Source organism: Bacillus sp. S10(2024), assembly GCF_050473865.1.
Classification (GTDB): domain Bacteria; phylum Bacillota; class Bacilli; order Bacillales; family Bacillaceae_G; genus Bacillus_A.
Genome location: NZ_JBFLUR010000002.1, coordinates 3545001 through 3561566, shown reverse-complemented (window position 1 = coordinate 3561566; position 16566 = coordinate 3545001). Strand labels below are relative to the sequence as shown.

Genomic DNA, 16566 nt, shown 5'->3' with positions numbered 1-16566 from the left:
TTGCTGCTATGCATTGTCAGATGCTCTCGTCCCTCTAAAAAGAGAGGGGAAGTGTCATTTTTTAATTTGAATTTATATAGTTTTTAATGCGTGACAAAACAAAAAGACCTCTACCGGCGGTTTGAGGTCTTTCTATTTTTCTTACTTCTTTTTGGGAATTTTAATTGTAATTTGATAGTATTCATCAAATTCTTCTTCTTCTGAATTCACATTTAAGCCACTATTCGCAACCATTTGTAAAGATTGACGAATGGTATTCATTGCAATACGCATATCACGGCTTACCGCTTTTTGTTTTGCTTTTCGTTTCGGTTTCGTTTCTTCTAACAACTTAGCAATTCTATCTTCTGTTTGCTTTACATTCAATTGCTTTTCAACGATTTCTTGCAAAAGTTGTAATTGAATCTCTTCATTTTTAAGTGGAATAAGAGCACGAGCATGGCGTTCTGTAATACTCTTCTCTAATAGTGCTTGTTTAATCTCTTCAGGTAACTTTAATAGTCTCAATTTGTTCGCAATTGTAGATTGTCCTTTGCCTAATCGCTGTGCTAATGCTTCTTGCGTTAAATTATGTAATTCAATTAACTTTTGATAAGCAACAGCCTCTTCAATTGCCGTAAGTTCTTCTCGTTGCAAGTTTTCAATTAAAGCAACAGAAGCAGTCTCAGTATCGTTCAAATTTTTTATAATAGCCGGAACAGTTTCCCAACCTAATTTTGTAGCAGCTCGAAAACGTCTTTCACCAGCGATAATCTCATATTTGCCCTCTTCATACTGTCGAACAACAATTGGTTGAATTAATCCATGTGTATGAATTGTAAGAGCAAGCTCTTCAATACGAGCATCATCAAAAATTGACCGTGGCTGATAACGATTCGGAACGATACTTGCTAACGGAATTTGTTTAATTTCTTCATGACTTTCTTCTTGTAGTGCTAATTCAGCCTCTTTATCTCCAAAGCCAAATAAACGAGAAAATGTGTTTTTCATACATATTCCACCACCTTGAATCCTATTGAATACTCTATACAAAAATGTTCCATGTGAAACATTTACGTTTTTATCCCGCATTAACAGGCAGCAATATCCCCATCTCAACATTTTTCCACACATTAAAGAAGGCAGGTTGAGATAAACTGTCCGCAAAAGCTAAATTTGTTGAACTAGCGATTAATAAGAAGCGCAGCCTCCCTACTAATCAAAGTTTCACTTTATTTCTTTCGCTCTAACGGGCAGTAAGCTCACGCCTTAACATTGTAATAAATCTAAAAGATAGGTGGTGGATAACTGCCTGTAAAAGCTCGATTCATTCAACTAACCATCAGTGCTAATAAAGTAGCTTACTGATATATAACTTAATCTTACGTCTAATAAGATTTATTTTTCAATAGGTAATTTATTCGGTGTTCCTGGTTTACGCGGATATTTCTTTGGCGTTTTTCTCTTTTTCTCAATCAATAAAACGTTACGATCACTTTCCTCAAATGGTAATTGAAACGTAAACATCTCTTTCAATTCGCCACCAAGCACTTGCAGAGCATACTTACCATTTTCAATTTCTTCGTTTGCAGCTGCACCTTTCATCGCAATAAATGTTCCCCCTACTTTCACAAGCGGTAAACACAATTCACTTAAGACAGAAAGGCGAGCAACAGCACGTGCCATTACAATATCAAAGGATTCACGTACTCCTTCCTTTTGCCCAAATGTTTCAGCACGATCATGACAAAATGCTACGTCTTGTAATTCCAATTTTGTTGCTAAATGATTTAAAAACGTAATACGTTTTTGCAAGGAATCTACAATTGTAATTTTTAAATTCGGAAAACATATTTTTAATGGAATGCTAGGGAACCCTGCTCCTGCACCAACATCACAAATAGAAAATGGCTTTGAAAAATCATGATAAAAAGCAGCTGTAATAGAATCAAAAAAGTGCTTTAAATACACGTCTTCTTTCTCTGTAATTGCAGTTAAGTTCATTTTTTCATTCCATTCAACTAATGTCTCAAAATAGATTTCAAATTGTTCTAACTGCCTATTAGAAAGAGTAATCCCTCTTTCTAATAGCATAGATTGAAATTGTTCTATATTCATCTCGCTATATCTCCTAACTATTTATTGGTTCGATACTCGTGCAATTTTTCCTTGTTCTATATACACAAGTAAGATGGAAATATCAGCTGGATTTACCCCGGAAATACGAGATGCTTGCCCCATAGATAGCGGACGGACATCTTTTAATTTTTGACGTGCTTCAGAAGCTATTCCAGAAATTGCATCGTAATCAATATCAACCGGAATCTTTTTACTTTCCATACGCTTCATTCGTTCTACTTGTTGTAAAGATTTTTCAATATATCCTTCATATTTAAGCTGAATCTCAACTTGCTCTGCTACTTCATCACTAACTTCTACTTCACTTGGAGCGAGAAGATGAATATGCTCATACGTCATTTCTGGACGGCGTAATAAATCACTCGCACGTATACCATCTTTTAATTCACTTCCGCCAGCTCCACGAATGAGCTCTTGTACTTCAGGACGTGGCTTAATAATAATGCTTGCTAAACGTTCTTTTTCTTTTTCAATTTTCTCTTTCTTTGCTGTAAAACGTTCATAACGTTCTTCTGGAATTAAACCAATTTCATGCCCAATCCCTGTTAAACGCAGATCTGCATTGTCATGACGTAATAATAATCGGTATTCTGCACGAGATGTTAATAAGCGATATGGCTCATTTGTACCTTTTGTGACTAAATCATCGATTAAAACGCCAATGTACGCATCTGAACGATTTAAAATTACTTCTTTTTTGCCTAATGAGCGGCACGCAGCGTTAATACCGGCCATTAAACCTTGTCCTGCCGCTTCTTCATAACCAGAAGTTCCATTAATTTGACCCGCTGTATATAAATTTTGTATTTTCTTTGTTTCAAGTGTTGGCCACAACTGCGTTGGTACAATTGCGTCATACTCAATTGCATATCCTGTGCGCATCATTTCTACGTTCTCTAGGCCTGGAATGGTCTTTAACATCTCACGTTGCACATCTTCTGGTAAACTTGTTGATAAACCTTGTACGTATACTTCTTGTGTATTACGACCTTCTGGCTCTAAGAAAATTTGATGACGCGGCTTATCGTGGAAACGAACAACCTTATCTTCAATGGAAGGGCAATATCGTGGGCCTGTTCCTTTAATCATGCCAGAATACATAGCAGAACGATGTAAGTTTCCATCGATTAAACGATGCGTTTCTTCACTTGTATATGTTAACCAGCATGGAATTTGATCCATGATGAACTTTGTTGTTTCAAATGAGAATGCACGTGGTATATCATCACCTGGTTGAATTTCTGTTTTGCTATAATCAATTGTACTACTATCTACACGCGGAGGCGTACCTGTTTTAAAACGAACTAGTTCAAAACCAAGCTCTTCTAAATGCTCTGATAATTTGACAGATGGTTGTTGATTATTTGGACCGCTTGAATATTTTAAATCCCCAACGATAATTTCACCGCGTAAAAACGTACCTGTTGTAATAACAACTGTTTTCGCTGTATATTCTGCTCCAGTTTGTGTAACAACACCTTTACATACACCGTCTTCTACAACTAAGTGTTCAACCATTGCTTGACTTAATGTTAAATTTGGCGTTTCTTCGATTGTTTTTTTTAATTCATGCTGATACGCAAATTTATCTGCTTGGGCACGAAGTGCACGTACTGCAGGACCTTTTCCTGTGTTTAACATACGCATTTGAATATGTGTTTTATCAATATTTCTGCCCATTTCGCCGCCAAGCGCATCAATTTCACGAACAACAATTCCCTTTGCAGGTCCACCAACTGAAGGGTTACACGGCATAAACGCAACCATATCTAAGTTAATTGTTAACATTAATGTTTTTGCTCCCATACGGGCTGCTGCCAAACCAGCTTCACATCCTGCATGGCCAGCACCGATTACAATAACATCATAAGAACCAGCGTTGTATCCCATTTTCCATTCCTCCTTACAATTACTTTCCTAAACAAAATTGAGAGAATAACTGATCAATTAAACTTTCGTGTACAGTGTCTCCCGTAATTTCACCTAGTATTTCCCATGTTCTTGTTAAATCAATCTGCACCATATCAATTGGCACGCCGCTATGAATAGCCGCGATTGCATCACCTATCGTCTTTTCTGCTTGTGTTAATAAACCAATGTGACGGGCATTCGATACGTATGTCATATCAGCCGCTTCAATTGTTCCTTTAAAGAAGAGATCAGCAATTGCCTGTTCTAGCTCATCTACACCTTTCTCTTCAAGTAAAGCAGTTGTAATAACACGAGCTGAACCAGCTAATTTTGCAACACACTCCATATCAATTTGCTGCGGTAAATCTGTTTTATTTACAATAACGATAAAGTCTTTTCCTTGCACCGCTCGAAATAACTCTTCATCTTCATTTGTTAACACTTCGCTATAATTTACAACAAGAAGAACTAAATCTGCTTTATTCATCATATCTTTTGAACGTTCGACACCAATTTGTTCTACAATATCCTCCGTCTCACGAATACCAGCTGTATCAATCAGTTTCAGAGGTACACCGCGCACGTTCACATATTCTTCAATAACATCTCGGGTTGTTCCTGCTATATCTGTTACAATTGCTTTCTTTTCTTGTACAAGGCTATTTAATAGCGATGACTTTCCAACATTCGGCCTTCCGATAATAGCCGTTGCAATTCCTTCACGCAAAATTTTCCCTTGCTTTGAAGTTTGTAACAACTTTTCAATTTCTGATTTGACATAGGTTGCCTTCTCAATTAAAACACCATGTGTCATTTCTTCTACGTCATCGTATTCCGGATAATCAATATTTACTTCTACATGAGCTAACGTCTCTAAAATTTCTTGTCGCAAACGACCAATTAATTTTGATAATCGACCTTCCATTTGATTAATCGCAACGTTCATTGCACGATCTGTTTTAGCGCGAATTAAATCCATAACCGCTTCTGCTTGCGATAAGTCAATACGTCCATTTAAAAAAGCACGCTTTGTAAATTCTCCAGGCTCTGCCAAGCGAACACCTTGTGATAAAATAAGCTGTAATACTTTATTTACAGAAACAAGGCCACCATGACAATTTACCTCGACAATATCTTCACGCGTAAATGTCTTTGGTGCCCGCATAATTGAAACCATAACTTCTTCAATAACTTTATTTGTATCTAAATCCACAATATGCCCATACTGAATTGTATGAGATGGGACTGTCGTTAAATCTTTTCCTTTAAAAATACGGTTTACCTTCTCTACCGCATCATCTCCACTTACTCGAACAATGGCAATTGCACCTTCCCCAAGAGCTGTGGAAATCGCAGCAATTGTATCAAATTCCATGTTCTTTCACCTCACTTGCTTATTTCTCTATATTTCAACACGATTTTTTCTTTCACTAAATTATTAGGATACCATAACGAAACTGCGTAAAAAAGAATAATAACTTATTTTATTATGTCCTCACCTAAATCGCACTAAACTTATACACAGTGGATAAGTTTAGTGCAATTTGTTTATCCACAGTTTATTTTTCTGTCTTTATATTTTATCCAGTAAAAAACCGGCACTCAAACGAGTTACCGGTTTATCCCGCTATTCGCGGGCAAGTAATATTCCCACCTCAAATTTCAGCAAAAGCATTGTCCAGCTCTAGCGGCTAGAATCTCCGGTCGTTTCGCCCCCTTGGACGAGGCAAAAAACGCCTCTCTGTCGGGTGCGTGGACGCCCTGCAATTCTGAGCGAGCCGCTTCCGCTTTTCTTAAGAAGTTATGCAGGAGATAAACTGCCCGTAAAAGTCCGATTGGGAGGGCTAGTAATCAGCCTGGGATGCCCCCCACACACTGATTAAAGTTTCATTTTATTTCGGAGATACAACAACATGTCGATGTGGTTCTTTACCTTCAGACGTTGTAATCACATATGGATGATTTGAAATTGCTTGATGTATAATTTTTCTTTCAAAAGAAGGCATCGGTTCTAACACAACTCTTTTTTTCGTATTGCTAACTTGTTTCGCTAACCGAAGCGCAAGCGACTCTAACGTATTTTTTCGTTTATCACGATAATTTTCAGCGTCGATTGTTACACCGATATATTGTTTCGTGCTACGATATGCAACAAGTTTTGTTACATATTGTAAAGAATTTAATATGTTCCCTCTTTTTCCAATTAATACACCTACATCACTACCAGAAAGTGTAAAGTGGACATCACGCCCTTTTACATCTGTTCCAACAATTACATCAACATTCATTTCTTTTATAATGCTTTTCAAATAAAGTTCTGCTTCTTCTACAGGATCTTTTTTTACAATGACCTCTACAATAGCAGGTCGTCCTCCAATAAAACCAAGAAAAGCTTTTTTCCCTTCATCAACAACATGTATCTCAACTTTATCTCTTGATACTTGCAATTGTTCTAATGCGAATTGCACTGCCAGTTCGACTGTTTGTCCTTTAGCAGTAATCATACTCACTTACTTGATCCTCCTGCCTTACTAGCCTTAAGATCCGGCCCTTTGATCAAATATGTTTGAGCAATACCAAAGATGTTACCTACCACCCAGTAAAGGGATAATGCAGCCGGGAAGTTAATTGCGAAAACTAAAATCATAATAGGCATAAGCCAAAGCATCATCGCCATTTGTGGATTTTGTCCCGCAGTACCAGCCATTGCAAGCTTTTGTTGAATAAACGTTGTAATCGCTGCAACAATTGGAAGAATATACAATGGATCAGCATGACCTAAATCAAACCATAAAAAACTATGTTGTTTAATTTCTGCTGTTCTAATAATTGCATGATAAAATGCAAATAAAATTGGCATTTGAATAAATATTGGTAAACAACCTGCTAATGGATTGATACCATGCTTTTGATACAATTGCATCATTTCTTGTTGCAATTTTTGTTGAGTTGCTTGGTCTTTAGAGCTATATTTTTCTTTTAATTTTGCCATTTCAGGTTGTAATACTTGCATTGCTTTCGTACTCTTTGTTTGCTTAATCATTAATGGTAATAAAGCAAAACGAATGATAAGAGTCGTGATAACAATCGCTAAACCATAGTTATTGCCAAATAACTTTGCAAAATACGTGATTAATTGAGAAAGCGGGTATACAAAATATTCATTCCAAATTCCCGTACTTTGCGGTGTAATCGGCTGATTTGTTTGATTACAGCCAGCAGCAATTGCCATAACAGCAATAAGCATGACTAGTAAGCCTATCTTTTTTTTCACAGCCTGCTCCTCCTTGTTTAGGTATGTATATAGTGTAATTCATTTTCCTCTTTTTTCGCCATTTTTTGCCCGTTTAACTCCCGAGCGCTGCAGAGCATGAATTAAACTTTTCTTTAATTGTTCATAGTCCATGTCTGAACAAGGCTTCCTTGCTATTATAACAAAATCTTTCCCAGAATCTATCTCATCTTTTAATTCTGTAAAAGCTTGACGGATCATACGTTTAATACGATTACGCATGACTGCATTTCCTAATTTCTTACTAACGGAAAGACCAATTCGAAAATACGCTTGATCAGGCTTCTCTAACTGATATATAACAAATTGACGATTGGCATTTGATTTTCCATTTTGAAAAACAGCTTGAAATTCCTCATTCTTCTTTACACGATTCTTTTTCTTCATATCAATTGAACACTCCTGTATTTCGCCAGTGGAAAATTCATAATTACTAGAAAAAAAGACCACTGAACGATCAGTGGCCTACGCAGATAATACTTTTCTACCTTTACGACGACGAGCTGCTAGAACTTTACGTCCGTTCGCTGTGCTCATACGGCTACGAAAACCATGTACTTTGCTGCGCTTACGTTTATTTGGTTGATAAGTTCTTTTCATTATATGACACCTCCCTGAGGAATAACTGTTAAAGACAGTCCTATAAATTATAGTTAATTTGCTATGAAAATGTCAATGCTTCTAAAAATTTTAATCAAATATTCATTTTCTCCCTATTCACAAGGTTGTTCACAGCACACTCTATTCGTTGTGGATAATTTTTTTCGCCACTTTTTTCTATCCACAAATATTTTTTTCTTTTTTACACAGTATATCGTACTGTGGACAAGTTTATTCCACAAGGTATTGATTTTGTGGATAACTTTCCGAAATACATTGCTATCGCTATCTTTTTTTGATATTATAGTTGTGTTTTCACCTTGAACAAGTTTTTTATAATTATTTTTTATCCACAGTTTGTGTATAACTTGTGGACAGATATAATCACATGTGCATAAATAGTTTTCCACAATGTGTTTTTTTGTCGAAAACTCTATCTTATTATTTCAAGCGCTTTTTTCTTTTAAAAAGTGTTTCGTATAAATATACAGCGTTTTCCGCTTACGTTATACAAATATTAAACACACTGTTTACTCATCATCTTTTGTAAAGGAGGGACACCTATTGGAAAATATTTCGGATTTATGGAATAGCACCTTAAAAGAATTAGAAAAAAAAGTGAGTAAGCCTAGTTATGAAACTTGGCTTAAGTCTACAAAAGCGTATTCCTTAAAAAAGGACGTTTTAACAATTACTGCGCCAAATGAGTTTGCACGTGATTGGTTGGAATCCCATTATTCTGAACTTATTTCAGAAACAATTATTCATTTAATGGGAGCAGAACTTACAATTCGCTTTATCATTCCACAAAGTCAAACAGAAGAGGAATTTGACTATCCTCCTGTTCAAAAGAATAAAACGATGCATGATGAACCTAATCATTTCCCACAAAGTATGCTGAATCCAAAATATATATTTGATACTTTTGTAATCGGTTCTGGCAATCGCTTTGCCCATGCTGCTTCTTTAGCTGTAGCGGAAGCACCCGCTAAAGCATATAATCCCTTATTTATTTACGGAGGGGTAGGACTTGGAAAGACGCATTTAATGCATGCGATTGGTCATTACGTCATCGAACATAATCCAAACGCAAAAGTCGTTTATCTATCATCTGAAAAATTTACAAATGAGTTTATTAATTCTATTCGTGATAATAAAGCAGTTGATTTTCGCAATAAATACCGAAACGTCGATGTTCTGCTTATAGATGATATTCAATTTCTTGCTGGAAAAGAACAGACACAAGAAGAGTTCTTTCATACGTTTAATGCATTGCACGAAGAAAGTAAACAAATTGTAATTTCGAGTGATCGTCCACCAAAAGAAATCCCAACATTAGAAGATCGCTTACGCTCACGTTTTGAATGGGGACTCATTACAGATATTACTCCTCCAGATTTAGAAACAAGGATTGCGATTTTACGTAAGAAAGCAAAAGCTGAGGGGCTTGATATCCCAAATGAAGTTATGCTTTATATTGCCAATCAAATTGACTCTAACATTCGTGAATTAGAAGGTGCCCTCATTCGTGTTGTGGCATACTCTTCTTTAATTAATAAAGATATTAATGCGGATTTAGCTGCTGAAGCACTAAAACATATTATTCCAAATTCAAAGCCAAAAATTATTTCAATTTATGACATTCAGAAGGCTGTGGGGGATGTTTTCCAAGTAAAATTAGAAGACTTTAAAGCAAAAAAGCGAACAAAATCTGTCGCTTTCCCTCGTCAAATTGCAATGTATCTGTCTCGTGAATTAACTGATTCCTCTTTACCAAAAATCGGTGAAGAGTTCGGCGGACGTGATCATACTACAGTCATTCATGCTCATGAAAAAATTTCAAAGTTGTTAAAAACAGATACACAATTACAAAGACAACTTGAAGAAATTCGCGATATTTTAAAGTAATAATCAAATAATGTGAACAACGTGAATAACTATTCCTGTTTTACACACAGTCTATCCACATGTAGATAGACTGTTTTTCCGTCTTTTTCACGGGTTATCCACATATCCACAAGTCCTATTACTATTACTATTACTACTAATTTTTTATTATTATTAAATAAACTCAATTTCATACTTACCGGAGGTTTTCGATATGCATTTTTTAATTCAAAAAGACTACCTTGTCAGAAGTGTACAAGATGTAATGAAAGCTGTTTCCTCTCGTACAACCATTCCAATTCTTACAGGGATTAAAATTGTAGCAACTGAAGAAGGTGTTACATTAACAGGTAGTGACGCAGATATATCCATTGAATCTTTTATCCCAGTCGAAGAAGATGGGAAAGAAATTGTAGAAGTAAAACAACCTGGAAGTATTGTTTTACAAGCAAAATATTTCAGTGAGATTGTAAAAAAATTACCGAAAGATACAGTTGAAATTTCTTTAGAAAGTCATTTTATGACAAAAATAAAATCTGGAAAATCTGAGTTTAATCTAAATGGTTTAGATTCAGCTGAATACCCATTATTACCACAGATTGAAGAACATCATGTATTTCAAATCCCAACAGATCTTTTAAAACATATGATTCGTCAAACCGTATTTGCTGTATCTACATCAGAAACACGTCCAATCTTGACAGGTGTAAACTGGAAGGTATATAACAGCGAGTTGACTTGCATTGCAACAGATAGTCATCGTTTAGCACTTCGTAAAGCAAAAATCACAGGACAAACTATTGCGAATGAATTTCAAGCTAATGTTGTTATTCCAGGAAAAAGTTTAAATGAATTAAGTAAAATTCTTGATGAATCAGAAGAAGTGGTAGATATTGTTATAACGGAGTATCAAGTTCTATTCCGTACAAAACATTTATTATTTTTCTCTAGACTATTAGAGGGCAGCTATCCTGATACTACAAGACTAATTCCGCCTGATAGTAAAACGGATATTTTTGTAAATACAAAAGAATTTTTACAAGCGATTGATCGGGCCTCATTATTAGCGAGAGATGGACGTAATAATGTTGTGAAATTATCAACTTTAGAAAATCAAATGTTGGAAATTTCATCAAATTCTCCAGAAATCGGAAAAGTAGTAGAGGAAGTTCAATGTGAGCAATTTACTGGGGAAGAGTTAAAAATTTCGTTTAGTGCAAAGTATATGATGGATGCATTAAAAGCATTGGATAGTACAGAAATCAAAGTTAGTTTTACTGGTGCGATGAGACCATTTTTAATTCGTACTGTGAACGATGATTCCATTACTCAATTAATTTTACCGGTACGTACGTACTAAAATTATGATAAGGGTTACTAGTACAAATCTACTGGTAACCCTTTTGATTTCTCGCTATTACTTTCCTAATGCTTGTTTATTTAGTACAATGAAAGAATGAACACTTTTAGAAAGTGAGCGATTTATGATGAAACGTATTCAAATTTCGACAGAATATATTACATTAGGACAATTTTTAAAGCTGGCTGACGTGATTGATACAGGCGGAGCGGTAAAGTGGTTTTTACAAGAGTACGAAGTGTATGTAAATAAAGAGCTTGAAAATCGACGAGGCCGAAAATTATATACAAATGATATTGTTGAAATTCCGGAGATCGGAACATTTCAAGTTCAAGGATAAAGGGGGATCCCTTTGTATATTACAGAATTACATTTACAAAACTATCGCAATTATGAGAGGTTAGATCTTTCCTTCGAAGATAAAGTAAACGTAATTATTGGTGAAAATGCGCAAGGAAAAACCAATTTGATGGAAGCGATCTACGTATTAGCGATGGCAAAGTCTCATCGAACTTCTAATGATCGTGAACTTATCCGATGGGATGAGGATTATGGTAAAATAAAAGGGAAACTACAAAAAAGAAACAACTCTTTGTCTTTAGAACTAAATGTTTCTAAAAAGGGAAAAAAGGCAAAGTTAAATCAACTTGAACAACAAAAATTAAGTCAATATATTGGCGTAATGAATGTTGTTATGTTTGCACCAGAAGATTTAAATCTTGTTAAAGGAAGTCCTCAAGTACGAAGACGTTTTTTAGACATGGAGCTTGGACAAATAGCTCCTGTGTATTTGTATGAATTAAGTCAATATCAAAAAGTCCTTACACAGCGTAATCATTTGCTTAAAAAAATGCAAGGAAGCAGTAAGAATGATGAAACTATGCTAGATGTGTTTACACTCCAACTCGTTGAACATGGTGTAAAAGTGTTAAAAAAACGTTTTGAATTTTTACGTCTATTGCAAGAATGGGCAGCTCCAATTCATCGAGGAATTAGCAGAGGACTTGAAGAGCTAGAAATAGTTTATAAACCAAGTATAGATGTATCAGAATCCATGGATTTGTCGAAAATAGAAGAAGTATACTATGAAAGTTTCCAATCTGTGAAACAACGTGAAATCTTCCGTGGTACAACCTTAATTGGGCCTCATCGTGACGATTTGCAATTCTTTGTTAATGGGAAAAACGTTCAAGTTTTTGGTTCGCAAGGACAACAACGAACGACCGCGCTGTCCCTAAAGTTAGCTGAGATCGAATTGATTTATTCAGAAGTTAACGAATATCCAATCCTTTTATTAGATGATGTGTTATCGGAACTAGATGATTACAGGCAATCACATCTGCTTAATACGATTCAAGGAAAAGTGCAAACGTTTGTAACAACGACAAGTGTTGATGGAATTGAGCATGATACATTAAAACAAGCAAAAACAATTCATGTAACGAACGGCACAGTGGATTGTGGAGAAGAAGATAAATAACTTCTGTCTAAATGGAAAAGTAGGTGATCTTTGTGTCAATGGAACAAAAGCAAATGCAAGAGAATGCATATGATGAAAGTCAAATACAGGTGTTGGAAGGACTAGAAGCAGTTCGAAAACGTCCAGGGATGTACATTGGTTCGACGAGTGGAAAAGGTCTTCATCATCTTGTATGGGAAATTGTTGATAATAGTATTGACGAAGCATTAGCGGGATATTGTGATGAGATTAATCTAGCTATTGAAGAAGACAATAGTATTACAGTAACAGATAATGGTCGTGGTATTCCAGTTGGGATGCACGAGAAAATGGGCCGCCCCGCTGTAGAAGTTATTATGACAGTCCTTCATGCGGGTGGGAAATTTGGTGGCGGCGGTTATAAAGTTTCTGGTGGTTTACATGGTGTAGGTGCTTCTGTCGTAAATGCATTATCAACGGAGTTAGAGGTATTTGTTCATCGTGACGGGCAAATTCATTATCAAAAATATGAACGTGGTATTCCAGTTGCAGACTTAAAGGTTATTGGAGATACAGATCACACAGGAACAGTAACGCGTTTCAAACCAGATGCAGAAATTTTTACTGAAACTACGGAATATGAATTTGATACGTTGGCAACTCGTTTACGAGAACTAGCGTTTTTAAATCGTAATATTAAACTAACAATTGAAGATAAACGTGAGCATAAACAAAAGAAAGAATTCCATTATGAAGGCGGTATTAAGTCTTATGTTGAGCATTTAAATCGCTCTAAAGAACCGATACATGAAGAGCCGGTATATGTAGAAGGTGCGAAAGATGGAATTCAAATTGAAGTTGCTCTTCAATACAATGAAGGATATACAACTAACATTTATTCATTTACAAATAACATTCATACGTATGAAGGTGGTACGCATGAGGTAGGATTTAAAACAGCATTAACACGTGTGATTAACGATTATGGTCGAAAAAATAATATTTTAAAAGATGCTGATAGTAATTTAACAGGTGAAGATGTTCGTGAAGGTTTAACGGCTATTGTATCCATTAAACACCCAAACCCACAATTTGAGGGGCAAACGAAAACAAAACTTGGAAATAGCGAAGCGAGAACAATTACAGAATCAGTTTTCTCTGAAGCGTTTGAAAAGTTTTTACTTGAAAATCCAAATGTTGCTCGAAAAGTTGTAGATAAGGGAACGATGGCAGCACGTGCACGTGTAGCGGCAAAAAAGGCTCGTGAATTAACACGTAGAAAAAGTGCGCTAGAAGTATCGAGCTTACCAGGAAAACTTGCAGATTGCTCTTCCAAAGATCCTTCTATTAGTGAAATTTATATCGTAGAGGGTGATTCAGCGGGTGGTTCAGCAAAACAAGGGCGCGATCGTCATTTCCAAGCAATTTTACCGCTTAAAGGGAAAATTATTAACGTAGAAAAAGCTCGTTTAGATAAAATTTTATCAAACGATGAGGTACGTACAATTATTACTGCGCTTGGCACTGGTATTGGTGGAGACTTTGAGATTGAAAAGGCGCGTTATCATAAAGTTATTATTATGACGGATGCTGATGTCGACGGTGCTCATATTCGCACCCTATTATTAACGTTCTTCTATCGTTATATGCGTCAAATTATTGAGCACGGTTATATATATATTGCACAACCGCCATTATATAAAGTGCAACAGGGTAAACGAGTTGAATATGCTTACAACGATAAAGAACTTGAAAGTATATTAGCGGAGATTCCGAAGCAACCAAAACCAGGTATTCAACGCTATAAAGGTCTTGGAGAAATGAATCCAACGCAGCTATGGGAAACAACAATGGATCCAGAAGTACGTTCGCTTCTTCAAGTTTCGCTTCAAGATGCAATTGAAGCGGATGAAACATTTGAAATTTTAATGGGTGATAAAGTTGAACCACGTCGTAACTTTATCCAGGAAAATGCAAAATATGTAAAAAATCTTGATATTTAATGATTGATGACAGGAATCGGAGTATTCCTGTCTTCTACGTATAAATGAACATGATATATCGATCGGAAATGTAATGAGGAGGTGCTGGTTGATGTCAGACAACCAACAACAAGGCCGAATTCGAGAAATTAATATTAGCCAAGAAATGCGTACCTCGTTTTTAGATTATGCGATGAGCGTTATCGTATCTCGTGCACTGCCAGATGTTCGTGATGGATTAAAGCCTGTTCACCGCAGAATTTTATATGCGATGAACGATTTAGGAATTACTGCTGATAAAGCGTATAAGAAATCTGCACGTATTGTTGGTGAAGTAATTGGTAAGTATCATCCACACGGTGATTCAGCGGTATATGAAACAATGGTGCGAATGGCCCAAGATTTTAGTCAACGTTATATGCTAGTAAATGGACATGGTAATTTCGGTTCTGTCGATGGTGATTCGGCGGCTGCAATGCGTTATACAGAAGCAAAAATGTCCAAGATTTCTATGGAACTATTGCGTGATATCACAAAAAATACAATTGATTATCAAGATAACTATGATGGTTCGGAAAGAGAACCCATTGTATTACCCGCACGCTTTCCTAATTTATTAGTAAATGGTGCAACTGGTATCGCGGTTGGTATGGCAACGAATATTCCACCGCATCAGCTTGGGGAAGTAATTGATGGGGTATTAGCATTAAGTCATAATCCGGATATCACGATTGCAGAATTAATGGAGTATATTCCTGGACCGGATTTCCCAACAGCTGGTCAAATTCTTGGAAGAAGTGGAATTCGAAGAGCGTATGAAACAGGGCGTGGTACAGTAATTCTTCGTGCAAAAGTAGAGATCGAAGAGAAGGCAAATGGAAAACAATCTATTATTGTAACTGAACTACCATATCAAGTGAATAAAGCAAGATTGATTGAAAAGATTGCGGAGCTTGTTCGAGACAAAAAGATTGATGGTATTACAGATTTACGTGATGAATCAGATCGAAATGGTATGCGTATCGTCATGGAATTACGACGAGATGCTAATGCAAATGTGTTATTGAATAACCTATATAAACATACAGCACTTCAGACAAGCTTTGGTATTAATATGCTATCGCTCGTAAATGGAGAGCCTAAAGTATTAAATTTAAAAGAATGCCTATATTATTACCTGGATCATCAGAAGGTCGTCATCCGTAGACGTACTGCATATGAATTAGAGAAGGCGGAAGCACGTGCTCATATTTTAGAAGGTTTACGCATCGCGTTAGATCATCTTGATGAAGTAATTACTCTAATTCGTAATTCGAAGACAGCAGACATTGCAAAGCAAGGATTAATGGAACGTTTTGGCTTAAGTGAAAAGCAAGCACAAGCAATTTTAGATATGCGTTTGCAACGTTTAACGGGGTTAGAGCGTGAAAAAATCGAACAAGAATATCAAGAACTACTTGCATTGATTGCGGAGTTAAAAGCAATTCTTGCAGATGAAGAGAAAGTTCTTGAAATTATTCGTGAAGAATTAACAGAAGTTAAAGATCGCTTTAATGATACACGAAGATCAGAAATTACAATTGGCGGTATGGAAGCAATCGAGGATGAAGATTTAATTCCAGAGCAAAACATTGTAATCACACTTACTCATAATGGGTATGTGAAACGATTACCAGCTTCTACGTACAAAACGCAAAATCGTGGCGGACGTGGAGTTCAAGGTATGGGAACGAACAATGATGATTTCTTAGAACATTTGTTAACAACATCTACACATGATCATATTTTATTCTTCACAAATAAAGGGAAAGTATACCGGACGAAGGGATATGAGATCCCAGAGTATAGCCGTACAGCGAAAGGGATACCGATTATTAACCTGTTAGAAGTGGATAAAGATGAATGGGTAAATGCGATTATCCCGATTCGAGAATTTAGTGATGACCATTATCTATTCTTTACGACTAAACAGGGAATT

Annotated in this window: 14 protein-coding genes (1 of these 14 cut by a window edge); 6 read left to right on the top strand and 8 right to left on the bottom strand. The window is 36.1% G+C overall.

The annotated features are described in order from the left end of the window. Positions 1–141 precede the first annotated feature (141 nt). The 8 genes from noc to rpmH all read right to left on the bottom strand — a co-directional run bounded on the left by noc (position 142) and on the right by rpmH (position 7921). Entirely contained in the window at positions 142–990 is an 849-nt protein-coding gene (gene noc / locus AB1280_RS18170; RefSeq protein WP_272190479.1) for a nucleoid occlusion protein, read from the bottom strand. Between the two features lie 387 nt (positions 991–1377). Beyond that, on the bottom strand, positions 1378–2097 hold the full coding sequence (rsmG, locus tag AB1280_RS18165; RefSeq protein ID WP_272190481.1) for a 16S rRNA (guanine(527)-N(7))-methyltransferase RsmG: 720 nt from the start codon (positions 2095–2097) through the stop codon (positions 1378–1380). 21 nt (positions 2098–2118) lie between these two features. Next, positions 2119–4008 carry a tRNA uridine-5-carboxymethylaminomethyl(34) synthesis enzyme MnmG gene (gene mnmG, locus AB1280_RS18160; RefSeq protein WP_272190482.1) on the bottom strand — a complete coding sequence of 630 codons (1890 nt, stop codon included), beginning with the start codon at positions 4006–4008 and terminating at the stop codon, positions 2119–2121. Positions 4009–4027: 19 nt separating this feature from the next. Then, a complete protein-coding gene (gene mnmE, locus AB1280_RS18155) occupies positions 4028–5404 on the bottom strand; it encodes a tRNA uridine-5-carboxymethylaminomethyl(34) synthesis GTPase MnmE (protein WP_272190483.1) in 1377 nt (458 codons plus the stop codon). 517 nt (positions 5405–5921) lie between these two features. Beyond that, positions 5922–6539 carry an RNA-binding cell elongation regulator Jag/EloR gene (gene jag / locus AB1280_RS18150; RefSeq protein ID WP_429756583.1) on the bottom strand — a complete coding sequence of 206 codons (618 nt, stop codon included), beginning with the start codon at positions 6537–6539 and terminating at the stop codon, positions 5922–5924. Then, entirely contained in the window at positions 6536–7303 is a 768-nt protein-coding gene (gene spoIIIJ, locus AB1280_RS18145) for a YidC family membrane integrase SpoIIIJ (protein WP_020059662.1), read from the bottom strand. The genes jag and spoIIIJ overlap by 4 nt, the downstream gene beginning before the upstream one ends. Positions 7304–7342: 39 nt before the next feature. Beyond that, on the bottom strand, positions 7343–7708 hold the full coding sequence (rnpA, locus tag AB1280_RS18140) for a ribonuclease P protein component (protein WP_272190486.1): 366 nt from the start codon (positions 7706–7708) through the stop codon (positions 7343–7345). A 78-nt stretch (positions 7709–7786) separates the two neighbouring features. Next, positions 7787–7921: a 50S ribosomal protein L34 gene (rpmH, locus tag AB1280_RS18135; protein WP_000831901.1), complete on the bottom strand. Its 135-nt coding sequence runs from the start codon at positions 7919–7921 to the stop codon at positions 7787–7789. Positions 7922–8485: 564 nt separating this feature from the next. Between rpmH and dnaA the strand changes: the two genes are divergently transcribed. From dnaA to gyrA, 6 genes are all read left to right on the top strand, one after another. Further along, entirely contained in the window at positions 8486–9829 is a 1344-nt protein-coding gene (gene dnaA / locus AB1280_RS18130; protein ID WP_272190487.1) for a chromosomal replication initiator protein DnaA, read from the top strand. Positions 9830–10022: 193 nt separating this feature from the next. Next, positions 10023–11168, top strand: a complete 1146-nt coding sequence (dnaN, locus tag AB1280_RS18125; RefSeq protein ID WP_272190488.1) for a DNA polymerase III subunit beta — start codon at positions 10023–10025, stop codon at positions 11166–11168. A gap of 127 nt (positions 11169–11295) precedes the next feature. Further along, entirely contained in the window at positions 11296–11508 is a 213-nt protein-coding gene (gene yaaA, locus AB1280_RS18120) for a S4 domain-containing protein YaaA (RefSeq protein ID WP_035433842.1), read from the top strand. A gap of 12 nt (positions 11509–11520) precedes the next feature. Continuing rightward, on the top strand, positions 11521–12648 hold the full coding sequence (gene recF, locus AB1280_RS18115) for a DNA replication/repair protein RecF (RefSeq protein ID WP_272190489.1): 1128 nt from the start codon (positions 11521–11523) through the stop codon (positions 12646–12648). Positions 12649–12686: 38 nt separating this feature from the next. After that, complete coding sequence (gene gyrB, locus AB1280_RS18110) at positions 12687–14609, top strand: DNA topoisomerase (ATP-hydrolyzing) subunit B (protein WP_272190492.1); 1923 nt, start codon at positions 12687–12689, stop codon at positions 14607–14609. Between the two features lie 91 nt (positions 14610–14700). Further along, a protein-coding gene (gyrA, locus tag AB1280_RS18105; protein WP_429756582.1) for a DNA gyrase subunit A crosses the window boundary here: on the top strand, positions 14701–16566 show its 5' portion. The gene runs 609 nt beyond the window's last position; only the first 1866 of its 2475 coding nucleotides appear in the window; it begins with the start codon at positions 14701–14703; its stop codon lies beyond the right edge, outside the window.